This window comes from Kitasatospora sp. NPDC057500 (assembly GCF_042802195.1).
Lineage (GTDB): Bacteria > Actinomycetota > Actinomycetes > Streptomycetales > Streptomycetaceae > Kitasatospora.
Genome location: NZ_JBHVER010000030.1, coordinates 39876 through 54312 on the forward strand (window position 1 = coordinate 39876; position 14437 = coordinate 54312).

7 protein-coding genes are annotated in these 14437 nt (G+C 72.8%); 2 read left to right on the forward strand and 5 right to left on the reverse strand.

The window, feature by feature from the left end; all coding sequences use genetic code 11:
• Positions 1-112 precede the first annotated feature (112 nt).
• Complete coding sequence (locus ACFU74_RS09740) at positions 113-295, reverse strand: hypothetical protein (RefSeq protein ID WP_380754429.1); 183 nt, start codon at positions 293-295, stop codon at positions 113-115.
• 185 nt (positions 296-480) lie between these two features.
• Here ACFU74_RS09740 and ACFU74_RS09745 point away from each other — a divergent pair, with 185 nt between their 5' ends.
• Complete coding sequence (locus tag ACFU74_RS09745) at positions 481-4194, forward strand: hypothetical protein (RefSeq protein ID WP_380754410.1); 3714 nt, start codon at positions 481-483, stop codon at positions 4192-4194.
• Positions 4195-4486: 292 nt separating this feature from the next.
• Here the strand turns inward: ACFU74_RS09745 and ACFU74_RS09750 are convergent, their stop codons facing one another.
• The 4 genes from ACFU74_RS09750 to ACFU74_RS09765 form a co-directional block, all read right to left on the reverse strand.
• Positions 4487-5398, reverse strand: a complete 912-nt coding sequence (locus ACFU74_RS09750; protein WP_380754413.1) for a glycoside hydrolase family 19 protein — start codon at positions 5396-5398, stop codon at positions 4487-4489.
• 408 nt (positions 5399-5806) lie between these two features.
• On the reverse strand, positions 5807-6235 hold the full coding sequence (locus tag ACFU74_RS09755) for an SRPBCC family protein (protein WP_380754415.1): 429 nt from the start codon (positions 6233-6235) through the stop codon (positions 5807-5809).
• The gene (locus ACFU74_RS09760) at positions 6228-6950 is read right to left on the reverse strand and encodes a thioesterase II family protein (RefSeq protein ID WP_380754417.1); all 723 of its coding nucleotides are present in this window, start codon (positions 6948-6950) and stop codon (positions 6228-6230) included. The genes ACFU74_RS09755 and ACFU74_RS09760 overlap by 8 nt, the downstream gene beginning before the upstream one ends.
• A 67-nt stretch (positions 6951-7017) precedes the next feature.
• Positions 7018-7416, reverse strand: a complete 399-nt coding sequence (locus ACFU74_RS09765; RefSeq protein ID WP_380754420.1) for a VOC family protein — start codon at positions 7414-7416, stop codon at positions 7018-7020.
• Between the two features lie 390 nt (positions 7417-7806).
• Here ACFU74_RS09765 and ACFU74_RS09770 point away from each other — a divergent pair.
• Positions 7807-14437 (forward strand): SDR family NAD(P)-dependent oxidoreductase (locus ACFU74_RS09770; RefSeq protein WP_380754422.1); only part of this gene is annotated, 6631 nt, incomplete at its 3' end.

Genomic DNA, 14437 nt, shown 5'->3' on the forward strand with positions numbered 1-14437 from the left:
CCATTGGGCTCCCGACCGTAGCACCGGGCGATCCGCCCCGTGGCCCGATCAGCCGGAATGCTCCACCGGGCCCGGGCGTCACCGCATGATGCGGCATCATATGACGGCGCCTTCAGCGGGAACGACGCCACCTGATGAGGGTGGTCAGGGTGGAGCGGGCGTCGCGGCGACGCTCCGGGGTGCGGGCCAGGACGGAGGCCACGGCGACGAAGGCGAGAACGGTGCCGTAGAGCAGCCCGGTGCCGGAGGCCAGGACGGCGGCCGTGGTGGCGCCGTGGGAGAGCGCGGGGAGCATGGACACGAGCGGATCCTTCCGTCGGAGGCCTGGGAGGCCTGGTCGATGACGGAAGAATCTGCTGGAGGGCCGGTGCGGCGCGATGTTCCGAAGACGTTTCCGCAGGTCAGCGCCATATACTTGACGGAGGGGCAGCGGAAATGGCTCGGGACGGGACCCCCGACGGGGCACGCAGGCGGTTCGGGGTGATGGTTCAGGAACTGCTCACGGCAAGCGGGGCCGGCCGGCGCGGTGCCGCGAGACTCGTCCCGGACGGCAGGCTGTCGGAGACCACGATCCGTCGCTGGTGCCGAGGTGAGCAGGCTCCCGCTTCCCCGGACGTCTTCTGGGAGTTGGTCGAGCGGCTGGAGGACCTCCGGGGCCCGCTGCCGCACACCCGCCCGGCCCTGGCCTCGGCACTCGCCGCCGCGCAGGCGGAAGCCGATCGAGGCCGGCGCCTCCAGAACGCCGGACGCGACGAGCGGACGATCATCGACGCCTTCGTCAATGACGAGGAACCGTCCGCCCCCTCGTACCTGTGGTGGCACGCAGAGCTCCCCGCCGGCAAGACCGCGCTGCTCACCTCGTTCGCCGAAGGTCCGCCCGAAGGCACCGACGTCCTGTTCTGCGGCATCTCCGGTCGACGGGGCACCGACACCCGCGCCGGCTTCGTCGCGGCACTGCACGAGCAGGCCCGGGTGCCCCGGCGCCGGAGGAGGGGCACCACCGAGGAGGAGTTCGAACGACTGCTCGCCAAGGCCGCGGCCGACAGCCGTCGGCGCAGGCGTCAACTCGTGCTGGTCATCGACGATCTGGACGCGGACCTCGCCTGGCCCGTGACCGATGCGGACCGAGCGGCGACGGAGAGCATCGCCGCCCTGCTCCCGGCCGAGCCGCCGAAGGACCTGCGGATCATCGTCTCCACCCGGCGGAGCACACCGGTCCCGGCGGATCTTCCGGCGCACCATCCGCTGCGCCTCCGCCGCTGCCTCCGCCTGCTCACACCCGGCCGCCGGAACGCCGAGGTCGAACAGGCGGGCCGAGCGGACCTGGAGCGGCTTCGCGCCGTCGACCTGGGCCGGGCCGTCACCGACCTGCTCGCGATCACCGGCGGCGGGCTGCGCATGACGGACCTCGCACACCTGGCGGGAGCCTCCGACGAGGAGGTGTCGCACCTGCTGAGCGGTCGGGAGTACCGGTGCGTCGTCCAGGACGACACCCTGACGCGAACGTTCAGGCTGAGCCATGCCGGCATGCCGGAATCGATCCGCAAGCAACTGGACGGCGCCGCCACCGAGCACTACCGCGACCGGCTGCACACATGGGCGGCGCAGTGGGCCGCGGCGGGCTGGCCGGCCGACACCCCGCCGTACCTGCTGGCGAACCAGCCGCGCCTGTGGGACGGCACCGACCGGCTCGGCCCGCTGCTGCTCGACCCGCGGTGGCAGCTCCGCGCCGCCGACGCCTTCGGCCCCGAGCTGCCGCTCCAACAGCTCCACGACTTCGCCTTCGAGTGCCCGGACGGGCTCGGCCCCGCCGTCCGGCTGGCCGCCGCACAGGACTTCCTGCGCCGCCGGGTGAACCGGGTACCGCCCAGGGCACCTGTGCTCTTCGCACTGCTGGGCGACCTCCCGCGGGGCCTCGCCATCGCCCGCTCGGAGCCGGAGCCCGTACTGCGGGCCGCCCGGTTGGCGGCGGTCGCGGTCGAGGCCGCGCGCATGTGGCATCCGGATGCCGCCGGGATCGTCGTCGAGGCAGCCGGCCTCGTCCTCCGAGCGGGTCACTTCACTCCGGCGGCAGGCAGTCTGGAAGACGGCTACGACGAACTCGCGGAGGCCGCGCGCACGCTGGCCGAGCTCGGCCGGAAGCCGGAAGCCCGGACCCTGTACCGCGCCGTGGCGCTCAGCGGCGCGACCGACATCGAGGCCCTGGCCCGGGCGGCGGCGCTCCTGTCCGATACGGACGGCACGGACCATCTTGCGCAGTTGGAGGAGCACGCGGAGCGGCTCGGCACGCTGGGCCCACGGTCCCAAGCGGTCGCCGTGGACATCTGGGCGACGATCGCCGCCGTGTCCGCCTCCCGCGGCGTCGCGAACGCGGACCGCATCCGGGATCTCTGCCGCGGACTGACCACGGCCGAAGGCCTGCCCGTGGTGGACGTCCTCGCGCTCGCGGCGTCCGCGCTCGTCAGCTCCACCGGTCGCACCAAGCAGGCCCAGGACGTACTCACGATGGCGAGAGCCTGTCTGTCCGCCGCACTGAGGAGCACGTCACCCGAGGACCGCGCCCACCGCGGGCGCGGGTTCTCCGGGACCATGGAACGTTTCGTCCGCGCCGAGGTGGCGGCCGGGTTCGGCCGGGCACCTCATCTCGAAGCCCAGAAGCTGGTGCTGGAGCTCAGCGCGGTCGTCCGCACCGGCGTCCTCGGTGACGACCTCCTGGAACGCGCGAGGACCTACCTGGCCTCCGTCGCCGAACGGCTGGCGGCCGAGGACGCCGCCGCTGCCGCGGCGAGGAGGGAGGAGAAGCTGGCAGCCCGCAGGGCCAGGGACGCAGAGGCCAGGAGGTTCGCCGACGAACGGGCAGCACACCGGCGCTCCGCTGCCGCGCGCCCGGGACACCGGCCGCCCGAGTCCCCGGTCGCGAAGGAGAGCAGGCCCACCGACACCGCGCACAGGAAGCCGGCGAAGGCCGGCGGGGGCGGGGAACAGCAATCGGCACCGTACTGTCCCGTGACACCGCTCCAGGACGCGGAGCACCTGGTCCGCAGCGGCAACCCCGAACTCGGGCGCGAGCGGCTGGAACAGGTACTCCGGTCCTCGCACCCCAGGACGCCGACCCTGATCAGCGGCCGTTGGGCCCGGGAACTCGTCCGGGCCCTCGGCACGGTGGGAGGGTTCGAACAGGCCGAACGGCTGGTCCTGGCCGCTCCGGAGCCCGACGGGCAGGCGCGCCGCTTCGCCGCGCTGTCCGTGGGCTGCTCACTCGGCGGGCACCGGACAGCGGCCACCGCCAACGCTCTCGCGGCGTCCCGACTCGTCGGCCGCACGGCGCGGTTCGCCGTCAAGACGGCCGTCGCCCAGGCGCTCGCCCATGCCGGCGACGCCGACGGCGCGGCGGAGATGGCCGGGCGGGCCGAGCCGGAGTCCGCCGGGCCGAGCACCCTTCGGACACATCGTGCGATGGCCGTCGTCGCCGCCGGACTGGTCCACAGTGCGCCACCACCCCACGATCCGGAGCCGTCCCGGTCCGCCGTCGAGCCGTGGCGCGGCCTGATCGGCCATCTGTCCAACCCGCTCCCGCTGGTCGCTCCCCTGCTCCTCGCCTCCCCCGAGCCGCGGCGCCCGACCCCCGAGCTGGGCGAACTGCTCGACCTCGCAGCCGGATTCGTCCACCGGGCGCGTCAGACCTGGGACCCGGAGTCGGCGCTGATCCTCGCGGTGCTGCGCCGGCTCGGCCTCTCGTGCGCCCCGGACCGCCCGGCGGACGAGCTGGACGTATGGCTGCGCGCCCTGCGCCCGGAACGGCTCCCCCGTGCCGGCCTCGCCCTGCTGAGCGCGCTGGACGGCGACCTCGCCGAGGTCCACCGCCTCGCGGAAGCCGCACCGTCACCGGCGGCTCGGGCCGACGTACTGGCCACCGCCGCGCACGCGCTGTCCGCCGCACCGGCCCCGCTGCTCACCGAGGAGGAACCGGTGGACGGCGCCCTCCGTCTCTGCCTCGCCCTCGTCCATGCCTGCACCGTCCGCCCCACCTGCGCGAACGCCCCCCGAGCAGCCGCCAGTACCCTCGTCCACGACCTCCTCACGGGCGGGGAGTGGACCCGGGCGATCCCCCTCCTGCCCGTCCTGGCCCCCGAGGCGCTCCCCGCTCTCGGCGACCTGGCCGTCGCCCACCTCGACCGCCTCCGGTCCGGCTGAGCCCTCCGGCTCGCGCCGCCGAGGACTACCGCGCCGCAGGAATCGCGAGATGGATCGCGGTGACCGTCGCCGCGGCATCTCCCGTCCCCTCTCCGCGCCGCCCGGGTGAGGTGCGGTGCGGTCCGCATCGCCCGGGAGGTGTCCGAACTGAGATCCTGTCAGCTCCCGGACGGGCGCCACAAGCAGCCGCCTGGCAGGGCGGGATGCGTCTCGTCCACCCGTTCGGGCTGCCAACACGCCTGCGGGCCGGGCGAGGACGCCCGGCCCGCAGCCGACTGCCTTGTCCGGAGGATCAGCAGGAGATCCCGGAGCCCGTCGGCACGCCGAGGAGCTGCGTGAACGCCTTGTAGCGGTTGACCCGGCTCTCGACCTGGCGCGGGTTCTTGCCGTCACACTCCAGTGCACCGTTGATCGAGCGGATCGACTGCCCGAAGCCCGCGCCGCTGATCATGGCGTCGTGCCCGGTGATCGGGCCCGGCCCGTTCTGGGTGTTCCAGTACCACAGGGCCGTCATCATCGCGACGGCCGGATCGGTCTCCACCAGCCAGGGGTTGTTCAGCAGGTCGATGCCGAGGAAATCACCCACCCGCTTGTAGTTGTAGTTCCAGCTCAGCTGGATCGGCCCGCGCCCGTAGTACGCCGCCTGTCCGGCCGGGCAGCCGTAGGGCTGGTCGGCGTCGCAGTAGTGCGGGTAGTTCGCCTCGTTGACCTCCTTGATGTAGTACAGGCCGGCGGTCTCGTGGCTGATGTTCGCGAGGAAGGCCGCGGCCTCCTGCTTGCGCATCGTGCTGTCACCGGTGTGCGCGAACGCGGGGAAGGCGTCCATGGCGTCCACCAGGCCCTGGTACGTGTAGGCGGGGTTCCGGTTCGGGAACATCTGGTTGAACTGGGCCTCGCTCACCACGAAGCTGTTCGGATACGGGTTGCCACCGGTTCCGCAGGTGTACGGAGCCCAGTAGTAGGTGCTCACCGCGGGGTTGTAGCCGGGGTTGTCGCGCTGGGCGACGTAGATCTTGCCGTCGGTGTACTTGACGATGTCGCGCGCCTGGTAGTTGGCGCCCTGCGACCAGGTGGGTGCGATCTCGCATTCGTCCGCCGAAGTGGGGGTGGCGGTAGAAGCCGCAGCCGGTACGAGGGCCGTGGCGGCCAGGGTCCCGGCCGCCATCAGGCCGACCAGCAGCGCCTTCACACGAGTTCTGAGCACGAGCTTCCCTTTCGTGCACCACGGACACGCCGAACGGACCCGGTGGGGGCCGGGCCGGCCGGCAGATGCCGTGCAGGAGGATGTTGGCGCACACTGAACCGCCCCGCGTTCACCCCGGTCAAGGCCCGACCGAACACGTTTTGCACGGCGCAACGACTTCTCCGACCCATTGAGGCGGAGCTCAAATCGACACTAGCGTTGGACTGTTGACGGCCAATTGGCTCGATCATCCCGCCGTCGGCCGCAGCCCGGCAGGATCACGGTGCTGCGGTGCACGGTCCGTTGAGAGCCGCCGCCTCCGCCGAGTGCCGCAAAGCACTTCGCCCCGCCGGACGAATCCAGCGGGGCGAAGTAGCCTGCACTCGCCGACAGCGCCCCTTCACCGGGACGGGGCTTCCGCAGCAGGCCTCAGCTCAGTCCTGCCAGGTTCGTGAGGCTCTTGGCCATCTCGGTGCACAGACCGGGCTCGATCATCTTCCCCAGCGCGCCGTCGATCGGGCCGCCGAAGAGCTCCAGCACCAGCTCCACCGAGCTGCCGGCCCCGGCGGGGCCCACCTCGATCGCGAACCGGGCGCCGACCTCGGTCGGCCCCTTGCCGGTCAGCTCCAGCCGGCTGCCCGGCTCGTGGGCGGTCACCGTCCAGAGCACCGGGGACGGCGGGCCCATCAGCTTGAGCAGCTGGGTGAAGCTCTGCCCCACCTCCAGTGCGGGCAGGCTCTCCTCCTGCCATCCGGAGTGCACACTGAGCCACTCCGCGTACCGAGCGCGGTCCGACAGCAGCTGCCAGGCCTCCTCCGGGGTCACGGCCAGCTCGATCGTGCTGATTCCCTTAGCCATGAGCGCTCCTCTGCACGGATAGCGTGTTCAGGCGGTCCACGATCGTGTCCACCAAGGCGTCCTGCTGGTCCTTCAGGTAGAAGTGCCCGCCGTCGAAGACGCTCAGCCGGTGCCCGCCCTCGGTGTGCTGCGCCCAGGCCTGCGCGCTCTCCTCGGAGACCCTGGGGTCCGAATCGCCGACCACCACGTGCACAGGGCAGCGCAGCGGCGGCGCAGGCCGATAGGTGTAGGTCTCGACGGCCTGGTAGTCGGCCCGGATCGCGGGCATGACCATCTTCAGCACCTCGGGGTCCGACAGCAGCGCCGAGTTGGTGCCGTCCAGCAGACCGAGCTCGTCGATGATGGCCTGGTCGGGCAGCCGGTGCAGGGCGTCCCGGCGGGCGGTGGCGGGCGCCCCGCGGCCCGAGGCGAAGAACATCAGCGGCGTCGTGCCGTGCTGCTGCTCGAACCGCTGAGCCACCTCGAAGGCCACCATCGCACCCATGCTGTGGCCGAAGAACACCAGGGGCCGGTCGGTGAACGGCAGCAGTTCCTCGGCGGCCAGCTCCGCCAGGGTCCTCAGATCGCCGATGCAGGGCTCCAGCCGGCGTTCCTGCCTGCCCGGATACTGCACCGCCAGGATGTCCAGTTCCAGCGGCACCGCCGCCCGCCGCAGTGCTTCGGCCAGCGGGAAGAAGTAGCTGGCCGATCCGCCGGCGTGCGGGAACGCAATCACCCGGATATCGGGGTCGGTCGCATGTTGGAGTCGATGAATCCACCGGCTCACCCGGTCGTCGACCATCTCAGAGCAACTCGCCTTTTTCGTAGGTGAACACCTGGTGGAAAATGGCGATGTGATTCCCGGAGGGGTCCCGCAAATGCGCGAAAACGGCGGCTCCGTCATCGCTGGGCATGGCCGCGACCATCACCTCGCCCCCGGCCTCGACCACCTGCTCACAGGTTTCGGCCACGTCGTCGACCTTGATGATGCAGATCGCGTAGTTGGCCGGCAGCGGATGGTCCTTCTCCGCCTTGCTGTCCCACAGCCCGCCCAGCGGAAGGCCCTCCGCCTGGGTCTGGATGATGCTGTACGGATTGCCGTGCCCGGCGGTGAACGTCCATCCGAAGACATCGCCGTAGAAGCGCTCCAGCCCCTCCGGGTCCTCGGATGCGATCTCGAAAAATGCAACGCCATTTCCCATGGCAGCCCCTTGGCCTTTCTCTCACCGGTCGGACCGAGTGTCGTCAGGTCATCCCGATGCTAACCGCCGCCCCATTGCCGCCCCACCCCTAGGTCCCCCCGTACTCCCGCACCTCTTCCCGATGGATGGCCACGTAAGGGTGAACGTAGGGGTTGGGATTAGGGGAGGTCGGTGGACTAGCGTTCCGCGCAGGCAATAATGCGGAGATCCGTGCGTTCCGAATTGGGGTAGTCGGTGGACATAGTCAACGACGCAATGGGGCCGGATCGCCACTTGCGCGGGTACCTGGAGACGCTGTCCCGGGGGGACACCCCGGCGGCTCCACCGTCGCGTGGCGAAGGAACCGGGATCGGGTTCGTCTTTCCGGGCGTCGGATCGCAGTGGGCCGGCATGGCGGTGGGCCTGCACGACTCGCTGCCCGTCTTCCGTGACGCGCTGACCCAGTGCGAGCAGGAACTGTCGACCCAGGTCGACTGGTCGCTGCTGGACGTCCTGCGGTGCGCCGAGGGGGCGCCGTCGATCGACCGCGTCGACGTCATGCAACCAGCCCTGTTCGCAGTGATGTACGGGCTCGCCGAGGCCTGGCGCTGGTACGGCGTGGAACCCGACTTCGTGGTGGGCGCCAGCATGGGCGAGGTCCCGGCGGCCTGTGTGGCGGGGGCGCTGTCGATGGCCGACGGCATACGGGTCACCACGGCGTGGAGTCGGGCGCAGAGAGTCCTCGTCGGCCGCGGCGACATGGCCTCCGTCCTGTTGCCCGCCGACCGGGTTCAGGGACGGCTCCCGGCGGGAGTCGTGATCGCCACGGTCAACGGTCCCGGTTCCACGGTGGTCGCCGGGGAGCCGGCCGCGATCGAGGAACTGGTCCAGCGCTTCACCGCGGAGGGCGTACGCGCGCGCAAGATCCCGATCGGCCTGGCCGCGCACTCGGCGCACTTCACGGAGCTCCGCGAGGCGCTGCACCGGGACCTCGCCACGATCGAGCCGCGACCCGCCCGGATTCCGTTCTACGCCTCCACCGTGGGCGGGCTGCTGCCGCCCGACACCCTGCTGGACGCCGAGTACTGGTGCCGCAACGGTGAGGGTCTGGTCCGGTTCGAGGAGGCCGTGCGGGCGGTGGCCGCCGCGGTCGAGGACCCGGTCCTCGTCGAGCTCAGCCCTCACCCGACCCTGGTGATGCCGGTCCGGGAGACCCTGGACGCGATCGGCGGCGCCGGCTCCGCCGTCGGCGGCTCGCTGCGGCGCGGCGAGGGCGGACTGGACCGCTTCACCACCTCGGTCGCCGACCTCTACACCCGCCTGCGGGGGCGGAGCGGCGACCGGGCCGTGCTGGCGGAGCGAATCGCCGGTCACCCCGCGCCCGAACAGCGCCGGCTGGTGCTGGACCTGGTCTGCGGGGTGGCCTCCTCGCTCGGACGGTCCGACGCGGTGCAGCCCGGTTCCACCTTCCGTGAGCTCGGCTTCGACTCCCTCGCCGCCGTCGAGTTCCACAAGGCACTGGCCGAAGCCTCCGGTCTCTCGCTTCCGGTCACCCTGGTCTTCGACCACCCCACGCCGGCCGCGATCGCCGACCACCTGCTGGCGGAGATGCACGGCGGTGCCGACGCGGAGACGGTCGTGGCCCGGGAGCCGCTGCCGCTGGACGAGCCGATCGCGATCATCGGGATGAGCTGCCGCGCCGCGGGCGGCGTGCACAGCCCCGAGCAGCTCTGGCAACTGGTCTCCCGGGGCGGCGACGCCATCTCGGAGTTCCCCACCGACCGGGGCTGGAACACCCGCTCGCTCTACGACCCGGAGGGCGTCAGGACGGGCACCAGCTATGTCCGCCACGGCGGCTTCCTGCACGACGCCGGGTACTTCGACAACGGCCTGTTCGGGATCGGCCCGCGCGAGGCGGCTGCCATGGATCCGCAGCAGCGGCTGCTCCTGGAGAGCTGCTGGGAGCTGTTCGAACGCGCGGGGATGAACCCGCGGGCCCTGGAGGACGGCCACAGCACCGGGGTCTTCCTCGGCGCGATGGTGCAGGACTACGGACCGCGCCTGTACGCCGCCCCGGAGCACGCTGCGGGCTACCTGCTCACCGGCACCCTGGGCAGCGTGTCGTCCGGACGGATCGCCTACAACTTCGGGCTGGGCGGGCCGGCCGTCACGGTGGACACCGCCTGCTCCTCCTCGCTGGTCGCGCTGCACCAGGCCTGCCAGGCGCTGCGACTGGGCGACTGCTCGCTCGCCGTGGCCGGCGGTGCCACGGTGATGGCCAACCCGGGCCTGTTCGTCGAGTTCAGCCGGCAGCGCGGGCTGGCTCCCGACGGCCGGTGCAAGCCGTTCGGTGCCGGGGCGGACGGCACCGCCTGGGGCGAGGGGGTCGGCCTGCTGCTGGTGGAGCGGCTCTCCGACGCCGAACGCAACGGCCACCAGGTGCTGGCGGTGATCCGGGGCAGCGCGATCAACCAGGACGGCGCCTCCAACGGATTGGCCGCGCCCAACGGCCGGGCACAGCAGCGGGTCGTCCGCCAGGCACTGGCCAACGCCCGGCTGGCGCCCGGCCAGGTGGACGCCGTCGAGGCGCACGGCACCGGCACCGCGCTCGGCGACCCGATCGAGGCCCGGGCGCTGCTCGCCTCCTACGGCCAGGACCGCGAACGGCCCCTCTGGCTGGGTTCGCTGAAGTCCAACATCGGCCACACCCAGGCCGCCTCCGGGGTGCTCGGGGTGATCAAGATGGTGGAGGCGATCCGGCACGGCGAGCTGCCGCGCACGGTACACGTCGACGAGCTGTCGCCGTACGTGGACTGGTCGGCGGGCGACGTCCGGGTGCTGACGGAGAACCGGCCCTGGCCGGAGACCGGCGAGCCGCGCCGGGCCGGCGTCTCCTCGTTCGGTCTCAGCGGCACCAACGCCCATCTGATCCTCGAACAGGCCCCGCCGCGTCCCGAGCCGGAGCCGGCCGAAGCCGGCCCGGTGCCCTGGGTGCTCTCGGCGCAGACCCCCGAGGCACTGCGCGCGCAGGCCGGGCAACTGCTGACCCGGCTCACCGAGCGGCCGGAGCCGGTCGCCGAGGTCGGCCGCACGCTGACCGCGGCGCGCGCGGTGCTGGAGCACCGAGCGGTCGTCATCGGCCGGGAGCGGGAGGAACTCCTCGACGGGTTGCGGGAGCTGGTCGGCGGCCGGCCGCCGGTGGCCCACGGAGTCCCCGCCGAAGGGAAGCTGGCCGTGCTCTTCTCCGGCCAGGGCTCGCAGCAGCTCGGCATGGGGCGATCGCTGTACCGGGCGTCGCCGGTCTTCGCGGAGGCCCTGGACGCGGTCTGCGCGGAGCTGGACCCGGTGCTTCCCCGGCCCCTGAAGGAAGTGCTCTTCGACGAACTGGAGCTGCTCCACCGCACCGACTTCGCCCAGGCAGGCCTGTTCGCCGTACAGGTGGCGCTCTTCCGGCTGGCCGAACACCTGGGCACGGCACCCGACTTCGTGGCGGGCCACTCGATCGGCGAGATCGCCGCGGCGCACGTGGCCGGCGTGCTCCCGCTGGCCGACGCCTGTCGGCTGGTGGCCGCCCGCGGCGCGCTGATGGCGGCGCTGCCGCCCGGAGGGGCGATGGCCGCCATCGCCGCCCCGGAGGCCGAGGTGGCCCGGACCCTCGGCCCGGACACCGCGCTGGCCGCCGTCAACGGTCCCGCCGCGGTGGTGGTGTCCGGAGCGGAGGCCGAGGTCGAGCGGATCGCCGCACTCTGGCGCGAGCGCGGGCACAAGGCGACCCGGCTGACGGTGAGCCACGCCTTCCACTCCCCGCTGATGGCTCCCATGATGGAGGAGTTCCGCGCCGTCCTGGACGGCCTGACGTTCAGCCCGCCGAGCATCGGCACCGTCGCCGAGCTGCACTCCCCGGAGTACTGGCTCCGGCACGTCCAGGACACCGTGCGGTTCGCCGACGGCGTGAGCGCCCTGCACGAGGCGGGTGTGCGCACCTTCCTGGAGCTGGGGCCGGACAGCGTGCTCACGGCCATCGGCCCGGACTGCCTGGCGGGCGACCCGGACGCGGCGTTCATCGCCGCCGGCCGTCGCGGCCACGACGAGGTGACGACCTTCCTGGAGGCGATGGCGCGGGCCTTCGTGCGGGGCTCGGCGATCGCCTGGGACCGCTGGCTGCCGAGTGGCGGGCGAATGGCCGAGCTGCCCACCTATCCCTTCCAGCGCGCGCACTACTGGCTGGCCGCCGGCGACGAGCCGTCCCCGTCCACGACCGCCTCCACTCCCTGGCAGTACCAGGAGAGTTGGCGCCTCCTGGCCGAGCCGGCCGACACCGGACTGCACGGTGTGTGGCTGGTCGTGGGGCACGACCGGGCTCCGACGCGGGCCTGCGCCGGGGCGCTGGAACGCGCGGGCGCACAGGTGCGGCTGGTGGAGCCGGACCCGGGCAGCGGTCGTTCCGGGCCGGCCCTGGCGGTCCGCTCGGCGCTCGGCGACGTTCCGGCCGTCGCAGGCGTACTGGCCCTGCCCGACGGCGATGTCGGAGCGACCGTTCTGCTGGTGCAGGCCCTGTCGGACGCCGGGGTGACCGCACCGCTGTGGTGCGTCACCCAGGGCGCGGTCGGCATCGACGGGTCCGATCCGCTGGACCGGCCCGACCAGGCGCAACTGTGGGGCCTGGGGCGGGTGGCAGCCCTTGAGCAGCCCCGTAGCTGGGGCGGTCTGGTGGACCTGCCCGCCGAACCGGACGGGGACGCGCTGCGACGCCTGGTACGGGTGCTCGCCGATTCCCGGGGCGAGGACCAGCTGGCGGTGCGGCCGACCGGTCTGTGGGGCAGGCGGCTGGTCCCGGCGGAGCCGGCCCCCACCGGAGCCGACCGCGTGTGGGGTTGCACCGGAACCGTGCTCATCACCGGCGGCACGGGGGCACTCGGCGGCCATGTGGCCCGCCGGTTGGCCGCACGCGGCGCCGAGCACCTGCTGTTGGTCGGCCGACGCGGTGCGGACGCGCCCGGCGCCCGCGAGCTGAGTGCCGAGCTGGAGACGCTGGGAGCCCGGGTCACCGTCGAGGCCTGCGACACGGCGGACCGTGCGGCGGTGGCAGCACTGCTGGCGCGGATCCCCGCCGAGTACCCGCTGACCGCCGTCGTGCACGCCGCCGGAATCAGCGACTTCACCGAGCTGACCGCGACCACGGTGGCCGAGGTCGACGCCGTCCTCGCGGCCAAGGTGGCCGGCGCCGCCCACCTGGACGAACTGCTGGGCGAGCAGCCGCTGGACGCCTTCCTCCTGTTCTCCTCGATCGCGGCCACCTGGGGAAGCGCCACCAACGGCGCCTACGCCGCCGCCAACGCCTATCTGGACGCACTGGCCCGGCAGCGCCGCCAACGCGGGCTGACCGCCACCTCGGTGGCGTGGGGCATGTGGGCGGGCGGCGGAATGGGCGAGGGCGACATCGGCGAGAAGCTGGCCCGCACCGGACTGCGGGCCATGGCCCCGGACGCCGCGCTCGCCGAACTCGACGCGGCGGTACGGCGGGACGAGGCCGCCCTCACGGTGGCGGACGTGGACTGGCAGCGGTTCGCGCCGCTCTTCACCGGTGAGCGCCGCAGCCCGCTGCTCTCCGGTGTCCCGGCCGCCGTCGAAGCCCTCCGGGACGAGCCGGCCGCGGCCGGCGGCGCCGTTCCCACCTCGGCCCGGGCGATCGCCGAGGCGGTCCACCGGGAGGTGGCCGCCGTGCTCGGCCACTCCGGCACGGGGGCCGTGGACACGCGGAAGACCTTCAAGGAGTTGGGGTTCGACTCGCTGGCGGCGGTGGAACTGCGCAACCGGCTGCGGCAGGCACTCGGCCGCCCGCTCGCCTCCAGTCTGGTGTACGACTACCCGACGCCGACCGCGCTCGCCGGGCACCTGGCCGATGGGACGGCGGCGCCCGGGGCCGAACTGCCCGCCGCACCCACCGCTTCGGCGGACGACCCAATCGTGATCGTGGGGATGGCCTGCCGCTACCCGGGCGATGCCGGCTCCCCGGAGATGCTCTGGGAACTGGCGACCACCGGGCGTGAGGGTCTGTCGGACTTCCCGACCGACCGCGGCTGGGCCTTGGGTCCGGAGGCGGAGTTCGCGAGGGTCGGCGGCTTCCTGCGGGACGTCGCGGGCTTCGATGCCGGGTTCTTCGGGATCAGCCCGCGCGAGGCGCTGGCGATGGACCCGCAGCAGCGGCTGCTGCTGGAGGTCTCCTGGGAGGCGTTCGAGCGGGCCGGGATCGATCCGGGCTCGCTGAAAGGCAGCCGGACCGGCGTCTTCACCGGTCTCTCCGGCAGCGACTACCACTTCCGGGCCCGGACCACCGACCGGACCGGGAGGCACGGCAGCGAGGTCGCCGGCCATGTACTGACCGGCAACGCGGCCGGTGTGGCCTCCGGGCGGGTCTCGTACACGCTGGGGCTGGAGGGCCCGGCGGTCACCGTCGACACCGCCTGCTCCTCGTCCCTGGTCGCCCTGCACCTCGCGGCCCAGGCGCTGCGCTCCGGCGAGTGCTCGCTCGCGCTGGCCGGTGGGGTCGCTGTTCTGACCCGCCCCGAGGCGTTCGTCGAGTTCTCCCGCCAGGGCGGTTTGGCCGGGGACGGGCGGGTCAAGGCGTTCGCCGATGCGGCCGACGGCACCAGTTGGGGCGAGGGTGTGGGTGTGCTGGTACTCGAACGGCTGTCCGACGCCGAGCGCAACGGGCACCGGGTGCTCGCCGTGGTCCGCGGCAGTGCCGTGAACCAGGACGGCGCGTCCAACGGCCTGACCGCCCCCAACGGCCCCTCGCAGCAGCGGGTGATCCGCCAGGCGCTCGCCAACGCCCGCCTCACCACCACCGACATCGACGCCGTCGAGGCCCACGGCACCGGCACCACCCTCGGCGACCCCATCGAAGCCCAAGCCCTCCTCGCCACCTACGGCCAGGACCGGGACCGCCCCCTGCTCCTCGGCTCGATCAAGTCCAACATCGGCCACACCCAGGCCGCCGCCGGCGTCGCGGGCGTCATCAAAATGGTGCAGGCCATGCACC